Source organism: Streptomyces sp. MGP-BFMKR1 (genome assembly GCF_057766585.1).
This window is the reverse complement of record NZ_CM173408.1, coordinates 4,129,042-4,150,535: the sequence shown is the minus strand read 5'-3', so window position 1 is coordinate 4,150,535 and position 21,494 is coordinate 4,129,042. Positions and strand designations below refer to the sequence as shown.

At 74.1% G+C, this 21,494-nt stretch carries 17 protein-coding genes; 8 read left to right on the top strand and 9 right to left on the bottom strand.

Annotation, left to right across the window (positions count from 1 at the left end):
• Positions 1-24: 24 nt before the first annotated feature.
• Complete coding sequence (locus tag AC3CHW_RS15955) at positions 25-234, bottom strand: hypothetical protein (protein ID WP_488470895.1); 210 nt, start codon at positions 232-234, stop codon at positions 25-27.
• A gap of 201 nt (positions 235-435) precedes the next feature.
• The gene (locus AC3CHW_RS15950; RefSeq protein ID WP_488470894.1) at positions 436-1,323 is read right to left on the bottom strand and encodes an NAD(P)-dependent oxidoreductase; all 888 of its coding nucleotides are present in this window, start codon (positions 1,321-1,323) and stop codon (positions 436-438) included.
• Between the two features lie 518 nt (positions 1,324-1,841).
• Here AC3CHW_RS15950 and AC3CHW_RS15945 point away from each other — a divergent pair.
• Positions 1,842-2,621, top strand: a complete 780-nt coding sequence (locus AC3CHW_RS15945) for a GntR family transcriptional regulator (protein ID WP_488470893.1) — start codon at positions 1,842-1,844, stop codon at positions 2,619-2,621.
• Positions 2,618-3,940, top strand: a complete 1,323-nt coding sequence (locus AC3CHW_RS15940) for an MFS transporter (protein ID WP_398608493.1) — start codon at positions 2,618-2,620, stop codon at positions 3,938-3,940. Before AC3CHW_RS15945 ends, AC3CHW_RS15940 begins: the two co-directional genes overlap by 4 nt.
• Positions 3,941-4,174: 234 nt before the next feature.
• On the opposite strand, the gene AC3CHW_RS15935 is transcribed toward AC3CHW_RS15940, so the two are convergent.
• Positions 4,175-4,996, bottom strand: a complete 822-nt coding sequence (locus AC3CHW_RS15935) for a maleylpyruvate isomerase family mycothiol-dependent enzyme (protein WP_488470892.1) — start codon at positions 4,994-4,996, stop codon at positions 4,175-4,177.
• 138 nt (positions 4,997-5,134) lie between these two features.
• On the opposite strand from AC3CHW_RS15935, the gene AC3CHW_RS15930 reads away from it, so the two are divergent.
• From AC3CHW_RS15930 to AC3CHW_RS15915, 4 genes are all read left to right on the top strand, one after another.
• Positions 5,135-5,956 (top strand): carbon-nitrogen family hydrolase, encoded by an 822-nt coding sequence (locus AC3CHW_RS15930; RefSeq protein ID WP_488470891.1) that lies wholly within the window; start codon positions 5,135-5,137, stop codon positions 5,954-5,956.
• 198 nt (positions 5,957-6,154) lie between these two features.
• Positions 6,155-6,682 (top strand): TM2 domain-containing protein, encoded by a 528-nt coding sequence (locus AC3CHW_RS15925; RefSeq protein WP_398608496.1) that lies wholly within the window; start codon positions 6,155-6,157, stop codon positions 6,680-6,682.
• Positions 6,683-6,791: 109 nt separating this feature from the next.
• The gene (locus AC3CHW_RS15920; protein ID WP_488470890.1) at positions 6,792-8,705 is read left to right on the top strand and encodes an NHL domain-containing thioredoxin family protein; all 1,914 of its coding nucleotides are present in this window, start codon (positions 6,792-6,794) and stop codon (positions 8,703-8,705) included.
• A 223-nt stretch (positions 8,706-8,928) separates the two neighbouring features.
• Positions 8,929-10,737, top strand: a complete 1,809-nt coding sequence (locus AC3CHW_RS15915; protein ID WP_488470889.1) for a cytochrome c biogenesis protein DipZ — start codon at positions 8,929-8,931, stop codon at positions 10,735-10,737.
• Positions 10,738-10,896: 159 nt separating this feature from the next.
• On the opposite strand, the gene AC3CHW_RS15910 is transcribed toward AC3CHW_RS15915, so the two are convergent.
• Together AC3CHW_RS15910 and AC3CHW_RS15905 are read right to left on the bottom strand one after the other, a co-directional pair.
• Positions 10,897-11,661: an anti-sigma factor gene (locus AC3CHW_RS15910; RefSeq protein WP_488470888.1), complete on the bottom strand. Its 765-nt coding sequence runs from the start codon at positions 11,659-11,661 to the stop codon at positions 10,897-10,899.
• Positions 11,658-12,242, bottom strand: a complete 585-nt coding sequence (locus AC3CHW_RS15905; protein WP_187061324.1) for a sigma-70 family RNA polymerase sigma factor — start codon at positions 12,240-12,242, stop codon at positions 11,658-11,660. The genes AC3CHW_RS15910 and AC3CHW_RS15905 overlap by 4 nt, the downstream gene beginning before the upstream one ends.
• Positions 12,243-12,668: 426 nt before the next feature.
• Between AC3CHW_RS15905 and AC3CHW_RS15900 the strand changes: the two genes are divergently transcribed.
• On the top strand, positions 12,669-13,346 hold the full coding sequence (locus tag AC3CHW_RS15900) for a fasciclin domain-containing protein (protein WP_488470887.1): 678 nt from the start codon (positions 12,669-12,671) through the stop codon (positions 13,344-13,346).
• A 187-nt stretch (positions 13,347-13,533) separates the two neighbouring features.
• Here AC3CHW_RS15900 and AC3CHW_RS15895 read toward each other — a convergent pair whose 3' ends face one another.
• The 4 genes from AC3CHW_RS15895 to AC3CHW_RS15880 form a co-directional block, all read right to left on the bottom strand.
• Positions 13,534-14,382, bottom strand: coding sequence for a DUF4232 domain-containing protein (locus AC3CHW_RS15895; protein ID WP_488470886.1), 849 nt, complete (start codon positions 14,380-14,382; stop codon positions 13,534-13,536).
• 245 nt (positions 14,383-14,627) lie between these two features.
• Complete coding sequence (locus tag AC3CHW_RS15890; RefSeq protein ID WP_488470885.1) at positions 14,628-17,042, bottom strand: AfsR/SARP family transcriptional regulator; 2,415 nt, start codon at positions 17,040-17,042, stop codon at positions 14,628-14,630.
• Between the two features lies 1 nt (position 17,043).
• Positions 17,044-18,339 carry a M18 family aminopeptidase gene (locus tag AC3CHW_RS15885; RefSeq protein ID WP_398608503.1) on the bottom strand — a complete coding sequence of 432 codons (1,296 nt, stop codon included), beginning with the start codon at positions 18,337-18,339 and terminating at the stop codon, positions 17,044-17,046.
• A gap of 466 nt (positions 18,340-18,805) precedes the next feature.
• Positions 18,806-20,632, bottom strand: coding sequence for an acyl-CoA dehydrogenase (locus AC3CHW_RS15880; RefSeq protein WP_398608504.1), 1,827 nt, complete (start codon positions 20,630-20,632; stop codon positions 18,806-18,808).
• Between the two features lie 164 nt (positions 20,633-20,796).
• On the opposite strand from AC3CHW_RS15880, the gene AC3CHW_RS15875 reads away from it, so the two are divergent.
• Positions 20,797-21,303, top strand: coding sequence for an SseB family protein (locus tag AC3CHW_RS15875; RefSeq protein ID WP_398608505.1), 507 nt, complete (start codon positions 20,797-20,799; stop codon positions 21,301-21,303).
• Positions 21,304-21,494 lie beyond the last annotated feature (191 nt).

Below are 21,494 nucleotides of genomic sequence, written 5' to 3'. Positions count from 1 at the left end.
GCCGGGGGGACGCGGCAGCGGCGGCTACCCGCGCCCCATCCAGGAGGTGTCCTCGCCGGTGTGCCCGCCCGTCCCCGCCGACCAGGCCCGCACGTCACGGCGCGCGGAGCGCACGGCGTGTGACATGGCGGCACCGTCCTGGGCCACGCGCCTGCGGCGGCGCAGGCGGTGGTCCGCCACGGCCGTGACGGCGATCAGGGCGACCAGACAGGAGCCGATGACGACGAAGACCATGTTTCGTACGGTACGCACCGGTTGCCGTGATCGGTAGTCGTCGAAGAGTCGCGATGCGCGGGCCCGTGCGGGTGTGGGCGGGCGGCCGGACCGGCCCCGCCCCGTCGCGCGCCCAACCGCGCCCACGCACCACATCCACCCGGCCCCCCCGCCCAAGGGCCGGCACAGGGCCCCGCCCAAGGGCTCGCCCAGGCCCCCCGCTCAACCCTGCGGGCGGGCGATGCTCTCGTACATGCGGGTCGCGCTGTCCGCGCCGTGGCCGGCGCGGATCTGCCGGTCCATCAACTCCCGGAGCAGGGCCGGGACCTCCGGGCTGATGCCCTGGTCCTCGCTGACGTGCACGATGTGGTGGAGGGCCGACCGGTTGAATTCCAGGCTCTGCAACTCGGCCGTGTAGTCGCCCTTGTCGATGAATTCGGCGGCTCCGTCCGCGGCGGTCGCCATGGCCTGGACGAACGGCACGTAATACGCGGCGAATTCCTTCGCCGATACGCCGGCGGTGCCGATGAGCGCGGCGCCGTGGTAATAGCCGGCGAACATGGCGTACATGCCGGAGAGCAACGCCGTCTCGTACAGCGCCGACGTGCCCACGTCGGCGCCGACGTGCTTGCTGGTGCCCAGGCGCTCCAGGGTGGCGCGGTGGGTGTCGAACAGGTGCTGCGGGCCGCTGTAGAAGAGCTGCGACTCGGGCTTGCCGATCATGGTCGGCACGGCCATGATGGCGCCGCCGAGGTAGTCGGCGTCGTGCTCGGCCAGCCAGGTGGAGATCTCCCTCGCGTCGGTGGGCGTGAACGTGGTCAGCATCGCCACCGTGCGTCCGGCCAGCGACGACACGGCCGGGGCCAGCGCCTCGCGGACCGAGTCCTTGTCGAAGAGGCAGACCACGACCAGCGGGCTGGCCTCGATCGCCGCGGACAGTTCCGGCGCCTCGACCGCGCCGCTGGCGACCAGGTCGTCCGCCCGGCCGGGGGTGCGGTTCCACACGGTGGTCGGGTGGCCGCCGGCGACGAAGGCCGCGGCCAGCGCCCTCCCCATCGCGCCGAGGCCGAGCACGGTGACGGGGGCGGGCGTCGGGGAATTCGCGTTCATGAGGGCACTCCTGGAGTGGGTGTGGGCATGGGTCGACAGAAAAAGAGAGGGAAGCGGAAAGGCCGAAAGGGGAAAGGGAGAAGAGGGCAGGGGGAGTTCGCGGCGGATGCCAGCGGAATACGCCCCCGGGGCGCGACCGAGCACCAGAAAGCGGCCGTGCCATTCCCCCGGGCCCGGGCGGTGGGCCCACCGGAATTCCCCGGGCGTGTGGTCATCGTTTCGCGCTCCGGCGTGGCCCACAAGTACCGACTTCGAGGTGCGCGCTAACCCTCAGGTAAGCGGATTCCGGCCCGCTGCGGTCGGCCTCGCCCGGTAGGCGCCCGGCCCCGGCCCCCGGCCCCGGCGCGGAAGGACGCGGCCCCACCCCTGAGAGGACGCGGTCCCGACGCGGGGAGCGCGCGGCCGGCCTTCGGCCGCCCTGGCCTGGTGCGCCGGCGCACCAGACGCTGGCGGAGGGGGCGCGTCCGGATGACGGACGCGCCCTTCGCACGCATCCCTGTTGTATCTATCCTGTGTGCATGGCCCCTGCACCTACCGTCCCCGCCCGGCCGCCGGCCCCGCAGACCTCCTCCCACCCGTCGCCCGCCCCCTCTCCCCGACCCGTCGGCAGCAGCGCGCCGGCCGGTGACGTCGGCGCGGGATGCGCCGCCCCGCGCGCGGGCGCCGGTGGCTCCGCCGCCGACCGGGTGTACGCGTACGTCAAGCAGGCCGTCCTGGAGCGTCACTACGAGGGCGGCACGCTGCTCACCGAGGGGGACCTGGCCGAGGCCGTCGGCGTCTCCCGCACGCCGGTGCGCGAGGCGCTGCTCCGGCTTGAGGTGGAAGGGCTGATCAGGCTCTATCCGAAGAAGGGCGCCCTGGTGCTGCCGGTCTCCGCGCAGGAGATCGCCGACGTCGTGGAGACCCGGCTGCTGGTCGAGGAGCACGCCGCGCGCAAGGCGGTGCCCGCCCCCGCCGAGCTGATCGACCGCCTGGAGGAGTTGCTGGACCAGCAGCGGGCCCAGGCCGCCGCCGGCGACCTGGCCGCCCTGGTCGCCAGCGACCGCTGCTTCCACGCCACCATCGTGCGCAGCGCCGGCAACCAGATCCTGGAGCGCCTCTACGACCAGTTGCGCGACCGCCAACTCCGGATGGGCGTCGCCGTGATGCACGCCCACCCGGACCGGGTGGCCAAGAGCATCGCCGAGCACGCGGAGATCCTGGCCGCGCTGCGCGCCGGCGACACGGACGCCGCGGCGGCGGCCGTGCACCAGCACGTGAGCTGGGTGCGCCACCTGGCCCGGGGTGAGGACCGGTGAGCGCGCCGGGAGAGATACGGACCAGCGACGCGAAGGGGCTGCCGGGCGACCCACCCGGCGGGCGCCGCGCCGTGGCCGTCTGGGGCCTGGGCGTCGCCGTCTACTTCGTGGCCATCACCTTCCGCACCAGCCTGGGCGTCGCGGGCATCGACGCGGCCGACCGGTTCCACATCAACGCCTCGGCCCTGTCCACCTTCTCCATCCTGCAACTCCTGGTCTACGCCGGCATGCAGATCCCGGTCGGCCTGCTGGTGGACCGGCTCGGCACCAAGAAGGTGCTGGTCCTGGGCGCCGTGCTGTTCACCGTGGGGCAGTTCGGCTTCGCGCTCTCGCACTCGTACGGCATGGCGTTGGCCTCGCGCGCGCTGCTCGGCTGTGGTGACGCGATGACCTTCATCAGCGTGCTGCGGCTCGGCGCGCGCTGGTTCCCGGCCCGGCGCGGCCCGCTCGTCGCGCAGATCGCCGCGCTGATCGGCATGGCCGGCAACCTCATCTCGACGCTGCTGCTGGCGCGGCTGCTGCACGACCTGGGCTGGACGCCGACGTTCGCGGGCAGCGCGCTCGGCGGCGTGCTGGTGCTGGTGTTGGTGCTGCTGTTCCTGCGCGACCACCCGCCGGGCCACGAGCCCGAGCCGCATCCGCACGTCGGCAAGGGCTTCGTCCGCCACCAGGTCGCCGCGGCCTGGCGGGAACCCGGCACCCGGCTCGGCATGTGGACGCACTTCACCACGCAGTTCCCCGCGATGGTGTTCCTGCTGCTGTGGGGCATGCCGTTCCTGGTCGAGGCGCAGGGTCGGTCGCGCGCCGAGGCGGGCGAGTTGCTGACCCTGGTGGTGCTCTCCAACATGGCGATCGGCCTGGTGTACGGGCAGGTCATCGCCCGGCACCACGCCGCGCGGGCCCCGCTGGCGCTGGGCACCGTCGCCGCCACGGCGCTGTTGTGGGCCAGCGTGTTGGCCTGGCCGGAGCGGCACGCGCCGACGGCGCTGTTGGTCGTGTTGTGCGTCGTGCTGGGCGCGTGCGGCCCCGCGTCGATGATCGGCTTCGACTTCGCGCGCCCGGCCAACCCGCCGGAGCGCCTGGGCACCGCGTCGGGCATCGTCAACATGGGCGGCTTCATGGCCTCGATGGCCACCCTGCTCGCCGTGGGCGTGCTCCTCGACGCGACCGGTCACAACTTCCGGATCGCCTTCGCCTCGGTCTTCTTCCTGCAGGCGCTCGGCCTGTCCCAGATGCTGCGGCTGCGCGGCCGGGCGCACCGGCGCGAGCGCGAACACGTGGTCGCCAGCCGCGTGGAGGCGGTGCACGTACCGGCCTGAGGGCCGCCGCCGGTGGTGGTGGTGACGGGCTGGGTCTCCGCGTCACCGTGCGCCTCGCGCGTCCGCGTGCGCCTCGCGACGTGTTCGCACGTCGCGGTCGCCGCGTCGCACGTCGCCGCGTGCCCGCGCACGGGGGCGGGGGACACCCCGTGGCCGCGGGCACAGGCGTCGGGTCGTGACGGAGGGTTCGCGAAACGTTACGGCGGGTGGGTCGGTGGTGCCGGGGCGTACCGGCTACGGCGTGATGGCGAAGTTGGCCAGGATCGCTTCCGCGAGCGGCTGGTCGCCGTCGATCTTCACCTTGTCGGCCACCGCCGTGTGGCGCACCCGGCCGGCCGCGAGCCTCAGGTAGGTCTCCCAGTCCAGGCTGATCGTCACCGCGGGGCCGAGCGAGACGCTGGCGTCGAGCTTGCCCTTGCCGTCCGCGTCCACCCGCACCGTGCGCATGAACTCCAGCGGGCCCGTCACGTCGAAGACCACGGCCGAGTTGGCGGGCGCCTTCGCGCGCTGCGCGACCACCCCGGGCAGCCCCTTGAGCAGCACGTCACGGGTGATGTGCGCGCCGGGCGAGTCCAGGTTGCCGGGCTGGTCGAGGGCCCGGCGCAGGTCCTGTTCGTGCACCCACACGTCCAGGGCGCGGGTGGTCAGCGCCCGGGAGAGGGTGACCTCGCCGACCGGGCTGCGCACGAGCGTCTCCGGATCGCGCTTCTCGTTCCGCAACTGCCGCGAGCGGCGGATGATCGTGTACTCCAGTTCGGAGGTCATCTCGGGCGCCGTGTGGCAGCGCCGCACGTCGACCTGGACCTCCACGTACCGCGCGAACTCGCTGTTCACGTGGTAGAGATCGCGCGGCAGGCTGTGTATCGGGCGCGGGTCGCCGAGCATTTCGCACTCGAAGCCGATGACGTGGGAGACGACGTCACGCACCGACCATCCCGGGCACTCGGTGGCCCGGTTCCACTCCCCCTCGACGAGGGGGTTCACCAACTCGGATATCGCTTCGATGGAGTGCGTCCATGCGTCGATGGCAGGTTGCAGGCTGGGATGGACGGTCACGGGACCCCTCGGGCGGTTCGTACGCGGGCTGGGTGCTGTTTGGCAGTTAAGTTACGCTGCGCACGGGCACCCCGGCAGTGCTTTCCAGACTGATCGTAGGCCCGGTTGGACAGCTCGATCGTCGAGAGCGGTGGTAATGTGCGCGCTTCACTGATCCAGATCGGTGTGGACCCGGACGAGCCGGTGGAATCCCGGCGAGAGCGTGCGGCCACCTTCGTACGGGACACCCACCGGCAAACCGGTGCGGACCTCGTCGTGCTTCCCGAGCTGTGGACCGTGGGGGCCTTCGCCTACCGGGAGTTCGCGCCGCGGGCCGAGGCCCTTGACGGGCCGACGGTCACGGCCATGTCGGCCGCCGCCCGCGACGCCGGCGTCTGGCTGCACGCCGGGTCGATCGTGGAGCGGGCGCCCGCGATCGAGGGCCAACCCACCACCGACGACGGCGCGACGCTGTTCAACACCTCGCTCGTCTTCGACCCGTCGGGCGCGCTGGTCCGCACCTACCGCAAGATCCACCGGTTCGGCTTCGACAAGGGCGAGGCGGTGCTGATGGGCGCCGGCACCGAGGTGGTCACGGCGGTCCTGCCGGAGACCACCATCGGCCTGGCGACCTGTTACGACCTGCGCTTCCCCGAGCTGTTCCGGCTCCTGGTGGACGCGGGCGCGCAGCTCCTGGTGATCCCCGCCGGCTGGCCCGAGCGGCGCCGCGAGCACTGGACGCTGCTGGCCCGCGCCCGCGCGGTGGAGAACCAGGCGTACGTGCTGGCCTGCGGCTCGGCCGGCACCAACGGGGGCGTACCGCAGGCGGGTCACAGCATCGTCGTGGACCCGTGGGGCGAGGTGCTGGCCGAGGCGGACGCGACGGAGTCGGTGCTCACGGTCGACCTGGACCTGTCCCGGGTGGCGCGCACCCGGGCGGACTTCCCGGCCCTGCGCGACCGGGTGTTGGGCGTCCGCTAGCCCCCGCGCCCGGCGCACCGGGCGGCGGCTCCGTCGACCCGTACCTCCCGTTCCTCCCGTTTCGCCCGTGGTCGAGGTGGCCGAGGTGGCAGCGGCGGAGGCCGGCCCGGGCTGACAGGATGGGAGACCAGCAGAGACCGAGCGGCGCCCGGCGCGGGCCGTGCGCCACCACCGCGACCGACCTCGGGGGGTAACGCCATGACGCACGCGAACCCGTACGGCACGCCCCAGGGCGGACAGGGCGACCCGAACCCGTACGGCGGACAGGGCGGCCCGAACCCGTACGGCCAGCAGGGCGGGCCGGGCCCGTACGCCGCCCCCAGCGGGCCGAACCCGTACGCGACGCCCCAGGGGCAGCCCGGTTACGGCTACCCGCACAGCGCCCAGGGCCAGCCCAGCTACGGCTACCCGCCGCTGAACATCGCCCAGCCGGTCCACGGCGGCTATCCGCGACAGCTCGGCGGGCACGTCCCGGTCCCCGACGCGCCCCACGGGTACGACCCGTACGGCCGGCCGTACTCCGACAAGTCACGGGTGATCGCCGGCGTGCTGCAGATCCTCTTCGGCTGGGTGGGCGCCGGCCGGTTCTACACCGGGCACGTCGGCATGGCCGTCGCCCAGCTCGTCACCTGCGGCGGGCTGCTGGTGTGGGGCCTGGTCGACGGCATCGTGCTGCTCGCCAGCGACGACAAGACCGACGCGCGCGGCCGGCTGCTGCGCGCCTGACCGCCACCGGAACGCGAGCCCGCGGCCACGGGACGCCGGGGTGGGCGGTGGCCGGTGGGGGTGGCGGGGCCGGGGAATGCGCGCGGGGCCGGTGCTGTTGGATGGGGACATGGCTTCACGTGCGCGCGTAAGGGCCCCCGAACTGATCGGTGCGGGCGGCTGGCTGAACACCGGCGGCAGCGACCTGGCCCTCGCTGACCTGCGAGGACGCATCGTCATCCTGGATTTCTGGACCTTCTGTTGCGTCAACTGCCTGCACGTGCTCGACGAGCTGCGCGAGCTTGAGGAGAAGCACCGGGACACCGTGGTGATCGTCGGCGTGCACTCGCCGAAGTTCGTGCACGAGGCCGAGCACCAGGCCGTCGTGGACGCCACCGAGCGGTACGAGGTGCGCCACCCCGTCCTGGACGACCCCGACCTCGCCACCTGGAAGCAGTACGCGGTCCGCGCCTGGCCCACCCTCGTCGTCATCGACCCCGAGGGGTACGTGGTGGCGCAGCACGCCGGCGAGGGCCACGCGCACGCGATCGAGCGGCTCGTGGAGGAGCTGGAGGCCACCCACGAGGCGAAGGGCACGCTGCGGCGCGGCGCCGGCCCGTACGTCGAGCCCGAGCCCGTCCCCGGCGACCTGCGCTTCCCCGGCAAGGTCATCCAGCTCCCCGGCGGCAACCTGCTGGTCTCCGACTCCACCCGGCACGCCCTGGTGGAGCTGGCCCCCGACGGCGAGACCGTGGTGCGGCGGATCGGCAGCGGCGAGCGCGGCCTGGCCGACGGGGACGCGCGGACCGCCAGGTTCAACGAGCCGCAGGGCCTCGCGCTGCTGCCGGCCGGACCCGACGGCGGCCAGCGGGTGGTCGTCGCCGACACCGTCAACCACGCCCTGCGCAGCTTCGACCCGGCCACCGGCACCGTCGAGACCATCGCCGGCACCGGCCGCCAGTGGTGGCAGGGCGCGCCGACCTCGGGCCCGGCCCGCGAGGTGGACCTGTCCTCGCCGTGGGACGTGGCCTACTTCGCCGACCGGCTGTGGATCGCCATGGCCGGTGTCCACCAGTTGTGGACGTACGACCCGGTCGCCGGCACCGTCCGGGCCGCCGCCGGCACCACCAACGAGGGCCTGGTGGACGGCCCGGCCGAGCAGGCGTGGTTCGCCCAGCCGTCCGGCCTCGCCGCCACCGCCGACCGGCTGTGGATCGCCGACTCGGAGACCTCCGCCCTGCGCTTCGTCGAGCGCGACCCGCGGGCAGCCGACGCGGCGGACGGGACGGACGCGGGGGACGCGTCGAAGACGGCCGACGCGGCGGACGCCTTCGTGGTGCGCACCGCCGTCGGTACCGGCCTCTTCGACTTCGGCCACCGCGACGGCCCGGCCGAGCAGGCGCTGTTCCAGCACCCGCTGGGCGTCACCGCGCTGCGCGACGGCAGCGTCGCCGTCAGCGACACGTACAACAAGGCGCTGCGCCGCTACGACCCGGCCACCGGCGAGGTCAGCACGCTGGCGACCGACCTGCGCGAGCCGTCGGGCGCGGTGCTCGTCGGGGATGACATCGTGGTCGTCGAGTCCGCCCGGCACCGACTGACCCGGCTGCGGCTGCCCGAGGAGGCGGTGCGCGTCGAGTCCGTCGCGCACCGCACGCGGCGCGCGGCCACCGAGGTCGCCCCGGGCACGCTCCGGCTCGACGTGGTCTTCCAGGCCCCGACCGGCCAGAAGCTGGACACCCGGTACGGCCCGTCCACCCGGCTGCTGGTCAGCGCGACCCCGCCGGAGCTGCTGGCCGACGGGGCGGGCGCGGGCGCGGACCTCAGCCGCGAGCTGCGGCTGGCCGACGGCGTCAGCGAGGGCGTCCTGCACGTCTCGGCGATGGCCGCCTCCTGCGACGACGCCCCCGACATCGCCTACCCGGCCTGCCACGTCCACCAGCAGGACTGGGGTGTCCCGATCCGCGTCACACCGGCCGGAGCGGACCGGCTGCCGCTGGTCCTGGCGGGCCTGGACGCGGAGTCGGGCCCGGACGCCGAGTAGCGGGGCCCCCGCGCGGGGGCGACGAAGCGGCATGACGAGGAAGCCCGGGCGCGCGCCGAGAGGTCGCGCCCGGGCTGACGCGCGTCTGGGGGAGCGCGTCGCGCGGGCGACCGGCGCGGCGTCGGGCGCCGCCGGGTGCCCGTGCCAATCCGCGGGCCCGTCAGCCGCGAAGTACAGGTGAGGAGCCCGGGCCCACCGGTCTCCTGACCGAAGGGCGGACCCCGTGCTCACCTTGATCCTGATCGGACTGCTGGGAGGTCTCATCACGGCGGTCTCGCCGTGCATCCTGCCGGTCCTGCCCGTCGTCTTCCTGGCCGGTGGACCGGGCGGGCAGGAGCCGCCACCGGGCGGCGCCCGGCGCGCGAAGGCGCGCGGTCGGGCGGCCGGGGTGGGCGGGCGCGCGGGGGGCGCGGTCGCCACCGCCGACGCGGGCCAGGAAGCGGAACCGGGGACGGCCCGGCGGACCCGGAACCGGCGGCCGTACGCCGTCGTGGCGGGCCTCGTGGTCAGTTTCAGCTTCTTCGCCCTGCTCGGCGTGACGCTGATCTCCGCGCTGGGACTGCCCGACGACATCCTGCGCTACGTCGGCCTGACGCTGCTGGTCCTCATCGGCCTCGGGCTGGTCTTCCCCCGCGTCGAGAGCCTGTTGGAGCGGCCGTTCGCGCGCATCCCGCAGCGCCAGGTGGGCAAGGAGGGAAGCGCGTTCGCGCTCGGGGCGGGCCTCGGGCTGCTGTACGTGCCCTGCGCGGGCCCGGTCCTCGCGGCCATCACCGTCGCCGGGGCGCGCGGCCGGATCAGTCTCGACATCGTCGCGCTGACCGTCTCCTTCGCCGTCGGCACCGCCATCCCGCTGCTGGCCTTCGCGCTCGCCGGGCGCCGGGTCTCCGAGCGCGTCGCCGCCTTCCGCACCCGCGCCCGTGGGCTGCGGATCGCGGCGGGCACCGTGATGATCGTGCTGGCCGCCGCGCTGGCCTTCGACGTCACCGCCGCCATCCAGCGCTCCCTGCCCGACTACACGGCCTCCGCGCGGCGCGGCATCGAGGACAGCGACACCGCCCGGCAGAAGCTCTCCGGCCTCTACGGCAAGGAGAACAAGGAACTCTCCCGGTGCGAGGACGGCGTCGACGAGTTGCGCTCCTGCGGCAGGGCCCCGAGCCTCAAGGGCATCACCAAGTGGCTCAACACCCCGCAGGGACGGCCGGTGAAGCTGGAGGCGCTACGCGGCAAGGTCGTCCTCATCGACTTCTGGACCTACTCGTGCGTCAACTGCCAGCGCAGCCTGCCGCACATCAAGGCGTGGGACCGCGCCTACCGCGACGCGGGGCTGCGGGTGATCGGGGTGCACTCACCCGAGTTCGCGTTCGAGAAGAACGCGTCGAACGTCGCCGACCAGACGCGGAAGATGGGCATCGACTATCCGGTGGCCCTCGACAACAAGCTCGCCACCTGGGACAACTACCGCAACCGGTACTGGCCCGCGAAGTACCTCATCGACTCCGCCGGCACCGTGCGCTACTTCCGCTTCGGGGAGGGCAAGTACGAGCAGACCGAGGGCCTGATCCGCGACCTCCTCCGGCAGGCCGACCCCGGTGCGCGGCTGCCCGCCGCGACGACGGGCCGCGCCGACGAACTCACCGAGGACCGCACCCCCGAGACGTATCTGAGCACCCACCGCATCGACCGTTACGTCGGTGATCCGCTGGCGGCGGACGAGCCCAAGCGGTACCGCCTCCCCGCCGACCTGCCCCGCGACGCGGTCGCCCTGGGCGGCACCTGGACGGCCGGGTACGAGCACTTCACCGCGGGCCGTGGGGCGCGGATCGCCCTGGACTACCGGGCCAGGAAGGTCCATCTGGTCCTCGCTGGTCAGGGACCGGTGGAGGTCCTGGTGGACGGCAAGCTGACCCGGACGATCCAGGTCGACGGCACCCCCACGCTCCACACGCTCGTCGACGAGGACGACGCGCACCGGGTCCGCCTTGAGGTGCGCCCCGCTCCGGGGATCGAGGCGTACGCCTTCACCTTCGGCTGATCCGACCGGCGGTCGGGCGGCGGTCGAGCGGCGAGCCCGCTCGACCGCCCCCCACTGACCCGACTGGCCCCACCGACCCGACTGGCCCCACCAACACGACGGCGCGGATGCCGGCCCCGACCGGGCCGGCATCCGCGCCGCGCGCGTGCGCGCCGTGCCCTAGTTGTTCTGCCCGGGCAGTTCCAACGCCGCCACCGGCTCGGTCGTCGGGCGTGGCGAGCCGCCCGCCGGCTCCACGGTGATGCCCATGCCGCGCGCGCCGCCCACGGCACCGCTCATGACGGCACTGGTGCCGGTGCCGCCACGGCCCAGCAGCCCGGCCGGACGCATGACCCCGCCGTCGTCGAACCACATCTGGTAGACCCGGTCCGCCGGCAACCGCCGGGCGTCGGCGATCACGGCGGCCCGGTCCTGGGAGCGGGAGGCGACGACGGTGGCGACGCCGCCGTCCTCGATCCGGCCGCTGGTCATGGTGGCGTCCGGCGCCGCGAGCACCCGGGCCAGCGCCCGCGCCTGCCGCTGGACCCGTTCGGCGCCACCGCGGGCCTGCTCGGCCTCGTGGTGCTGCCAGACCGCGACGCCGCCCAGGCCGGCCGCCACGGTCACGCAGGCCGCCAACGCCAGGTGTGTCGCGCGCCGGGCGAACCACGTCGCGCCGCGCCCGCCGCCCGCCGCCCGCCGGGGGTCGTCGGGCGGCACCTGGCGTACGGCGGTGATGCCGCGCAGCACGCGTTCGCGCATCGCGGGAGGCGGGACGAGCGAGGTGGCCAGGCCGAGCCGGGTGGCCGTCCCGGCGAACTCGCGGACCTCCCGCGCACAGGCCGCGCAGTCCGCCAGGTGGCGTTCGAAGCGCACGCGCTCCGGCTCGGGCAGGGCGTGCAGGGCGTAGGCGCCGGTCAGCGTGTGCAGGTCCGCGGCGTTCATGCGGTGCCCCCCAGGCAGTCGCGGAGACGGATGAGCCCGTCCCGCATCCTCGTCTTGATGGTGCCCAGCGGCAGCTTCAGCAGCTCCGCCACCTCACGGTAGGTCAGGCCCCGGTAGTAGGCGAGGGTCACCGCCTGCCGCTGCCGCTCGGTCAGGCCGCCGAGGCAACGGCGCACCTGCTCCCGCTCCAGTCGGCTCTCGACCTGCTCGGTCACGTCGTCGAAGGCCGGGGTGTGGTCGAGCCGGGCCACCCGTTCCTCGCGGTCCACCCGGGCCTGGGCCGAGCGCACCCGGTCGACGGCACGGCGGTGGGCGAGCGTCATCACCCAGGTCATCGCGGAGCCCCGGTCAGCCTGGAAGCGGGCCGCGGTCCGCCAGACCTCGACCAGCACCTCCTGGGTGACCTCCTCCGACTGCGCGGGGTCACACAGCACCCGGCGCACCAGGCCCAGCACGGGCCCCGCGACGGCGTCGTAGACGTGGGCGAAGGCTTCCTGGTCACCCTGGGCGACCCGTTCCAACAACTCCGTGAGGCCAGGCCCGTGCCCGGCGGTGCCGCCGATGCGTACGGGTTCTCGCACGATGTCGCCCTTTCCGTGGTCGGCCGCCCGCTGTCGCGGGTCCGCTCCCTGTTCGTAGCCGTCGGCGCTCCGGATTGGTCCGGCCCGCGCCGCGACCGGAGGCGGGGAGCACGCGGCGGGCCGGGGGCGTACGGCGCGGCCCGGCGGGCGGCCCGGTCCAACTCTTTCGGAAGAACGGCCAATCCGCCCGGGGCGGCGCTCCGAATAGCGAGTGTGACGGCTCACCGAAGACCACTCCCGCCGTACACCGGACGGCCACGGCGCCACCCGGTGCGCGACGCGAACCCGCCGTCTCCGGGGCGCGGCGGCCGGGCCCCGGAGACGGCGGTCCCACGAACCGGCACCCGCCCGCCCCCGACGACCGCCCGACAACCGCCCCCGACGTCCGCGCCCGACATCCCCGCAGCCTCCCGAAGGAGCACCATCATGCGCACCACCCTCCGCACCCGCCGCACCGGCCGTCTCGCGCTCGCACTCGTGGCGGCGGCGGCGCTGCCGCTGACGCTGACCGCGTGCTCGGACGACGGCGACGACAAGGACAAGGACAACGGTGCGGACAGCTCCGCGTCGGCGAAGGAGAAGCCCGGCGCGCCGGAGGAGGAGACGGGCTCGGCCGACAGCGCCATGGCCAAGCCGTTCGGCCCGGCCTGTGCCTCGGTCCCCGATGAGGGCTCCGGCAGCTTCGACGGCATGGCCAAGGACCCGGTCGCCACCGCGGCGTCCAACAACCCGGAGCTGTCCACCCTCGTCTCGGCCGTGCAGAAGGCCGGCCTGGTCGAGACGTTGAACAGCGCCGAGAACATCACCGTCTTCGCCCCCACCAACGACGCCTTCGCCAAGATCCCGAAGGCCGACCTGGACAAGGTGATGAGCGACGAGGCCATGCTGAAGAAGGTGCTGACCTACCACGTCGTGGGCCAGCCGCTGCCGCCGGAGAAGCTGGCCAAGGGCTCGTACCCGACGCTGGCCAAGAGCCCGCTGACCACCTCGGGATCGGGCGAGAGCTTCACGGTCAACGACAGCTCCAACGTGGTCTGCGGTGACGTACGGACCTCCAACGCCACCGTGCACCTCGTCGACTCGGTGCTCATGCCCCCGATGTGACGTCGAGCGACGACGTGACGAAGGCCCGCCCCGGATCTCGGGGCGGGCCTTCGGGCGGATGACGGGGCGACGGCTTCGGGGGTGTACCGGTGGGCCCGTCTCCGCCGGCTCGGGTCCGGCGCGTGGCGCCGGGTCCGTCGGCTGACGGGGAGCGCGGGGCGTGGGTCAGGCGCCCCGCGGTGGGTGCTTACAGGGAGTCCAGGCCGGCGCCCCAGTAGGTGACCGAGGAGTCGTCGTCGAGGAGGAGTCCGGCACCGGCCGGCGCGGAGACGGTCGCCTCGCCCGACAGGGGCTGGTTGTCGGCGTCCACGAGGGTGACCGTGAGCTGCTTCTCGCGGTGCGGGGTGGAGCCGTCCTCGCTGCCGAGGCCGATGGTGGCGGTCGTGGACTCGCCGGGCGCCACCGTCCGCACGGCCTGCGGCTTGTCCCCGCCCACCGCGAGCGGCGCCTGCGCGTTCGGGTAGCCGATGAGCGGGACGTGGTACGCGTTGCAGGCGGTGGAGCCGGTGTTGGTGAGCTTCAGGGTGATCGCGGGAATCGTGCCGCCCGTGTGCTCCAGCGTGATCTGGGTGTCCGCGACCGTGCAGGGCTTGTCGGTCGGGCCGCCGTCCTCGCCGTCCGAGCCGGTGTCCGCGCCGGCGTCGGAGGTGGTGTCGGTCGGCTGCTCCTTGGCGCCCTCGACGCCCGGGCCCTTGCCGCCGGTCTCCGTGGTGTCCTGGCCGGCGCTGTCCGCGCCGCCCGTGCCGCCCGTACCGCTTCCCTGACCGACCGGGGAGTCGCCCTTGCCGTCCGTGTCGGCACCGCTGTCGGCACCGTTCTTGGCGTTCGTGTCCTTCGCCGCCGCCTCCAGCGACGGGGTGGAGTCGGCCTTGCCCTCCGTCTTGGTGCCCGAGCTGTCGTCGGAGCCGCAGGCGGTCAGCGTCAGCGCGGCGAGCGCGGTGACCGAGGCGGCGGCGATGCGGACCGCGTTGCCGCGGAGGCGGCCGGTGCGGGCGGCGCGGGCGGTCTTGCTGGCGGTAGCGGTGGTGTGCGACATGTTCTGGTCCCCCCAGGAGCGGTGGTCGGTTGGTATGGCTCAAGCCTGCCGGGGGCCGTTGCCGTGCTGCTAACCCCTGCCTAACAGGCCCGCGTTAGCCACCTGACCAGCACAAACAACCGTCACTACGGGGGGATTGGACGCCGTGGGCACCGCTCACCAACACCCACCAACGCCCAGACGCGCGACGGGGCCGCCCCCAGGGGCGGCCCCGCTGTGTTCGATTCCGCGCGGACAGTGGTGCGTTAGCCTCCGCTCTCCGGCGGCGGCCCGGACGAGGGCGGTGACCCGGGCGGCGGGGGTGCGGCCGGGGGCGTGCCCGGCGGCCGGGGCTGGCCGCCGCTCGTCTTGCCGTCCCTGGCGAACAGCTTGACCAGGTCGCTCATCGTGTAGCGGCCGGTGGCCTCCTCGTCGACCAGGTGCATCTCGGCGAGCCGGTCGAGACCGTCCAGCGTCACATCCGGGTCGGAGCCGGCGAACGCGGCCACCGCCGTGGCCTCCACGTGCCGGTCGAACCCCGAACCGAGCGCGGCCAACAGCCGCGCGTCGTCCGCCGAGAGCCGGGCCACCGACATCCGCAGCGCGGCGGCGATGCCGGTGTCCTCGGCCGACAACAGGGCCAGCCGCCGCTGCTCGTCCCGGAGCGCCGAGGCCAGCCGGCCGAGCCGCCACCTCGGCCGCGCGGTGAGCTGCGCGGAGGCGGCCCGCAGCGCGAGCGGCAGCCCGTCGCACAGGTCCACCAACTCCCGCGCGGCGTCCGGATCGTCGGCGACCCGGTCGCCGCCGAGCATGGCCGTCAACAGGTCCACGCCGTCCTGCGGGGTCAGCGCCTGCAACGGCACCGGCCGCGCGGCGTCGGTGGCCACCAGGCCGTCGAGCCGGCTGCGGCTGGTCACCAGCGTCACGCAGCCCGAGTCCGCGCCCTGACCCCCGCCCGGCAGCAACGGCCGCACCTGCGCGGAGCTGCGCGCGTTGTCGAGGACGACCAGCAGCCGCCGCCCGGCGACCCGGGACCGGTACAGCGCCGCGGCGCTCTCCGGCGAGCCCGGGATGCGGTCCGGCGACGTGCCGAGGGCCAGCAGGAAGTCCCGCAACACCTCGACGGGCGGGGCCTCTTCGCGCTCGCCGAAGCCGCGCAGGTCCGCGAAGAGCAGCCCGTCCGGGTAGGCGGCGGCGTGCTGGTGCGCCCAGTGCACGGCGAACGCCGTCTTGCCGACCCCGGCCGGACCGGTGATCAGCGCGATGGGCGCCTCGCCCGGCGCCGGCGTGCGCACCAGCGCGCTCAGCGCCTCGAGTTCGGCCTGCCGGCCACGGAACCGGGTGGGCGGCCGGGGCAACAGCCACGGCGCGCTCGCCCCGGCCCGCGCCCCGCCACCGCCCGGCGGGTACGCGCCGGGCTGCCCGGCACCGGCCGCGCCCCCGGAACCCGCGGCGCCCGCGACCCCCGCGCCCTCACCGGAGGGCTGGGGCGCCGGCGGGTACGCCTCGGCCGGCGGGTACGCGGCACCGGCCGGCCCGCCGTCGGCCGGCGGGTAGGACCCGGCAGGGTACCCACCGTCGCCGTGCGGCCCGGCACCCGGCTGGGCCCCCGGCCGCGCCGCCGGCTGGGCCCCCGGCCGCGCCGCCGGCTGGGCCCCTGGCCGCGCCGCCGGCTGGGCCGTGGCCGGGGCCTGGGCGCCCGCGCCGTACGGGGCCCGCTCGCCGGCGTAGGGGCCGCTCTCGGCGGCGGGGGCGGTCCGGCCGACCCTCGGGTCGTCGGGGCCCTGGCCCGTGGCCGGGCCGCCGCCCGGCGCCCTGCCACGGGGCGCGGCGGGTCGCTGGCCCCCCGGCGCGCGCTGGGCGGGCACCGCCGCGTCCGCGTTCAGGATCTCCTCGTACGCGCGGCGCAGCCCCTCGCCCGGGTCCACGCCGAGTTCGTCGCTGAGCAGCCCGCGGGTGCGGTGGTACCAGCCGAGCGCGTCTGACTGCCGGCCCGCCCGGTACAGGGCGCGCATCAGCGTCGCGATCAGGCCCTCGCGCAGCGGGTGCGCGACGGCCTCGGTGTGCAGCACGGCGGCGGCCACGTCGTACTGCCCCAGCTCCTCGTGCGCGTACGCCAGCGCCTCCACCGCCGACAGCCGCCGCTCCTCCAGGGCGTGCGCCGCCGCGGCGTACGGCGGGCTGGTCACGGTGCCGGTCAGGGCGGGGCCGCGCCACAGGCCCAGCGCCTCGCGCAGCATCGGCACGGCGTCGGCCGCCGCGCCCGCCCCGCCCGGGCCGGCGGTCGGGCCGGTGACCTGCCCCGGGCGGCCGGCCGCGTCCCGCCAGCCGGTCATCTCGCGGGCACGGGCCACCAGTTCCTCGAACCGGTGCGCGTCCACCCGCTCGGCCGGCAGCCGCAGCAGGTACGCCGAACCCTGCGTCGTCAGCTCGACCCCGTGGGTGTGCGCGCCACCGTCCGCGAGCGTGGCCCGCAGCCGCGAGACGTGGCCCTGGACGACGGTGCGGGCGTGCTCGGGCGGATCGTCCTCCCACAGCGCGGTGATCAGCCGCTCCACCGGCACCGTGGTGTTCGCCTGGAGCAGCAGCATGGCCAGTACGCTGCGCCGTTTGGCCGGGCCGAGCGGCAGGTCACCGTGCGCGGTCCGCACGGCGACCGGGCCCAGCAGTGAGAATTCCAAGTCAGCCCTCCAGGAACGCGGCCAGCACGTTCGCGAGCAGGAACGGGTCGTCGGCGCCGCACAGTTCGCGGGCCGAGTGCATGGAGAGGATCGCGACACCGATGTCGACGGTGGCGATGCCGTGCCGGGCCGCGGTGATCGGTCCGATCGTGGTGCCGCACGGTACCGCGTTGTTGGAGACGAAGGACTGCCACGGCACCCCGGCCCGCTCGCAGGCGGCGGCGAACACCGCGCGCCCGCTGCCGTCGGTGGCGTACCGCTGGTTGACGTTGACCTTCAGGATCGGGCCGCCGTTGGGCATCGGGTGGTGGCCCGGCTCGTGCCGCTCCGCGTAGTTGGGGTGCACGGCGTGCCCGGTGTCGGACGAGAGGCACACCGTGCCGGCGAACGCGCGGGCCCGGTCCTCGTACGAGCCGCCGCGCGCGAAGACCGAGCGCTCCAGGACGGTGCCGAGCAGCGGGCCGTCGGCGCCGGTGTCGGACTGGCTGCCGTTCTCCTCGTGGTCGAAGGCGGCGAGCACCGGGATGTGCGGCAGGTCGGCGCCGTGGCTGGCGACGGCGGCCAGCGCGGCGGCCTCGGCGTGCACGGACAGCAGGTTGTCCAGGCGCGGGCCGGCCACCAACTCGCGGTCCCGGCCCAGGTAGGCGGGCGGCTCGACGCTGTGCACCATCAGGTCCCAGCCCGCGACGTCGTCGGCGGCCACGCCCGCCTCCTCGGCCATGTACGCGATGAGGTCGCCCTCGCGCACCCCGCCGATGCCCCAGATCGGCGTCAGGTGGCGCTGCCGGTCGAGCTTGAGGCCGTCGGTGTTCACGCTCCGGTCCAGGTGCACGGCGAGCTGCGGCACCCGCAGCAGCGGCCGGTCCACGGCCACCAGCCGGTGCGCGCCGTCGCGCAGGGTGAGCCGTCCGCTCAGCCCGAGGTCGCGGTCGAGCCAGGTGTTGAGCAACGTCCCGCCGTAGATCTCGACGGCGATCTGCCGCCAGCCGTACGAGCCGGTGTCCGGCATCGGCTTGACCCGCAGGTTGGGCGAGTCGGTGTGCGCGCCGACGATCCGGAACGGGGTGGCCGGTCCCGCGCCCTCGGGCACGTACCAGGCGATGATCGCGCCCCCGCGCAACACGAACTTCCCGCCGCTCGCGCCGTCCCACGCGTCCACCTCGGCGACCTGGCGAAAGCCGGCCTTCTCCAGCCGCGCGGCGACGGTGGCCACCGCGTGGTACGGCGACGGACTCGCCGTGAGGAAGGACAGCAGATCATCGGTGTGGCCGCGATCGAAGCGGGCGGGGCTACTCATGCCCCTCAGCATAAAGATGCCGGCGAGGGGGGCTGAGGCGAGAACGCGGCGCGTCGCCCGATCATCAGCTCATCGCAGCGAGCCGGCCGCACAGAATTCGGCCGCATCCCACCGCACCGTGCCGCCGCCCCGCCCGCCTCAACGGCCCCGACCGGCCCGCCCATCCGCTCTGTCCCGGCCCGCCGCACCCGACGGCGGCCAACCTCCCACCGACCCCCGCCCGACCCCGCCAAAGCCCCTCCCGATCCCGCCAGGGTTCCTCCACGGCCCGGCCCCGCCAGGGCCCCGCGCCGGCCCGGAAGCGGCCGACGGGGCCCGCTTCCCCGTGGGGTGGGAAGCGGGCCCCGTCTCGTGGGGTGACAGTGGCCTGGGTGCCCCGGGGCGCCGGTGGCGGCCCGGGGGTACGGGGCGCGCGGCCCCGCCGGCGACTCCTGGCGCGACCTAGAAGGCGGCAGTGACTCTCGGCCTAGAAAGCGGCCTCGTCCAGCTCCATCAGGGACTGGTCGATGGACTCGGCGAGCGCCCGCTGGGTGCTCACGCCCGGCAGCACGTTGTGCGCGAAGAACTTCGCGGCGGCGACCTTGCCCTGGTAGAAGGGCACGTCCTTGGCGGTGGCGGTGGGCAGCTTGGCCGCCGCGACCGCGGCGCCGCGCAGCAGCAGGTAGCCGACGATCACGTCACCGGAGGCGAGCAGCAGCCGGGTGGTGTTGAGGCCGACCTTGTAGATGGACGTGACGTCCTTCTCGGTGGCGGCCAGGTCGGTCAGCATCGCGCTGACGATGGCCTCCAGGTCGACGGCCGCCTTGGCCAGCTCCTCGCGGGCCGCGGCCAGCTCGTCGCCGCCCCCCGCCTCGGCGAGGAACTTCTTGATCTCGTCGGAGAGCGTGGTCAGCGCCTGGCCCTGGTCGCGGACGATCTTCCGGAAGAAGTAGTCCTGGCCCTGGATGGCGGTGGTGCCCTCGTAGAGGGTGTCGATCTTGGCGTCCCGGATGTACTGCTCGATCGGGTACTCCTGGAGGTACCCGGAGCCGCCGAAGGTCTGGAGCGACTGGGCGAGCTGCTCGTAGGACTTCTCCGAGCCGTAGCCCTTCACGATCGGCAGCAGCAGGTCGTTCAGGCCGTGCAGCGCCTTGGCGTCCTCGCCCGCGGCCTCCTTGACCAGGATCTCGTCCTGGACGGAGGCGGTGTACAGCACCAGGGCGCGCATGCCCTCGGCGTACGCCTTCTGCGTCATCAGCGAGCGGCGCACGTCGGGGTGGTGGGTGATGGTGACGCGCGGGGCGGTCTTGTCCGTGAAGGCGGCCAGGTCCGGGCCCTGCACGCGCTCCTTGGCGTACTCCAGGGCGTTGAGGTAGCCGGTGGACAGGGTCGCGATGGCCTTCGTGCCGACCATCATCCGGGCGAACTCGATGATGCGGAACATCTGCCGGATGCCGTCGTGCTTCTCGCCGATCAGCCAGCCCTTGGCGGGGTGCCGGTCGCCGAAGGTCATCTCGCACGTGTTGGACGCCTTGAGGCCCATCTTGTGCTCGACGTTGGTGGCGTAGACGCCGTTGCGCTCGCCCAGCTCGCCGGTCTCGAAGTCGAACTCGTACTTCGGGACGAGGAACAGCGACAGGCCCTTGGTGCCCGGGCCGTGGCCCTCGGGGCGGGCGAGGACGTAGTGCAGGATGTTCTCGGACATGTCGTGCTCGCCCGAGGTGATGAAGCGCTTGACGCCCTCGATGTGCCAGGAGCCGTCGTCCTGCTGGGTGGCCTTGGTGCGGCCGGCGCCGACGTCGGAGCCGGCGTCCGGCTCGGTCAGCACCATGGTGGAGCCCCACTGCTTGTCCACCGCGAGCTTGGCGATGTGCTTCTGCTGCTCGGTGCCCTCCTCGAAGAGCACGCCCGCGAACGCCGGGCCCGAGGCGTACATCCACACCGCCGGGTTGGCGCCGAGGATCGTCTCGGCGAAGCCCCAGAGCAGCGAGCGCGGCGCCGTGGTGCCGCCCAGCTCCTCCTGGAGGCCGAGGCGCCACCACTCGGCGTCCATGTACGCCTGGTAGCTCTTCTTGAAGGTGTCCGGCAGCGGCGCGGTGTTCGTGTCCGGGTCGAAGACCGGCGGGGTCCGGTCGCCGTCCGCATACGAGTCGGCCAGCTCGTTCTCCGAGAGGCGGGCGATCTCGGACAGCACGCTCTTGGCGGTCTCGACGTCCATCTCGGCGAACGGGCCGGTGCCGTACAGCTTGTCGCGGCCGAGCACCTCGAAGAGGTTGAACTCGATGTCGCGGAGATTCGACTTGTAGTGCCCCATGGCGACGGCTCCGTAAGGCTCGACCCAGCGAGGCGCCGACGGCGCCCGGCCGGGGGTGGGATCGGTTCTCGTATGCGTTTCAAACGATGACCGCCATGATGCTACCCACCGGTAATAAGAGGCAACCCTCAATAGCCCAACTGTGACTCAGTACGCTCTATGACATGTACGGCTACGACCAGAACGCGGGCGGGCAGCAGTACGCCGCCCCGCCACCGCCGCAGCAGCCGCCGCACGGCCACCAGGGCCAGCACGGCCACCAGGGTCAGCCGGGCGCGGGGTACGGCGAGCAGCCGCTGTACCCGGAGCCGTCGCCCCCGTCGCTGGCCGACGCGGTCCGCGCCTTCACCACGGGCACCATGGCGCCCGAGGACTTCCAGCAGATCTTCTCCACCTCGAAGGTCTACTGCCCGCGCGGCGACAACCCCGGCTTCCTCGCGCTGCACAACACCCAGCAGCCGGTGATCCCGATGTTCAGCTCGCTCAAGGAGCTGCGCCGCTACGCCGGCAAGGAGTCCAAGTACTTCGTGATCACCGGCGCCGAGGTCCTCGACCTGCTCCCGACGGGGTACGGCTTCGTGCTCGACATGGAGGGCCAGCACCGCATGGTGTTCGACGCGAAGGCCGTGGAGCAGATGGTGGACTACGCCATGCGGCAGATGTACGGCTGAGGCCCCGCCCCTCGCCGGGGCGTCCCCCGCCCCCACTGGCCCGACGAACCCGGGCCGGACCGCGTACGCGCGGCCCGGCCCGGGTTTCGTCGCGTCCGGGGGCGGTGTGGCGGGTGGGGGCGCGACCCGGGTGGCGTGGCCGAAAGTGGCGCCTGGCGTTCCGGGCGGGAATGGCCGCGTCTTGCCAGTCG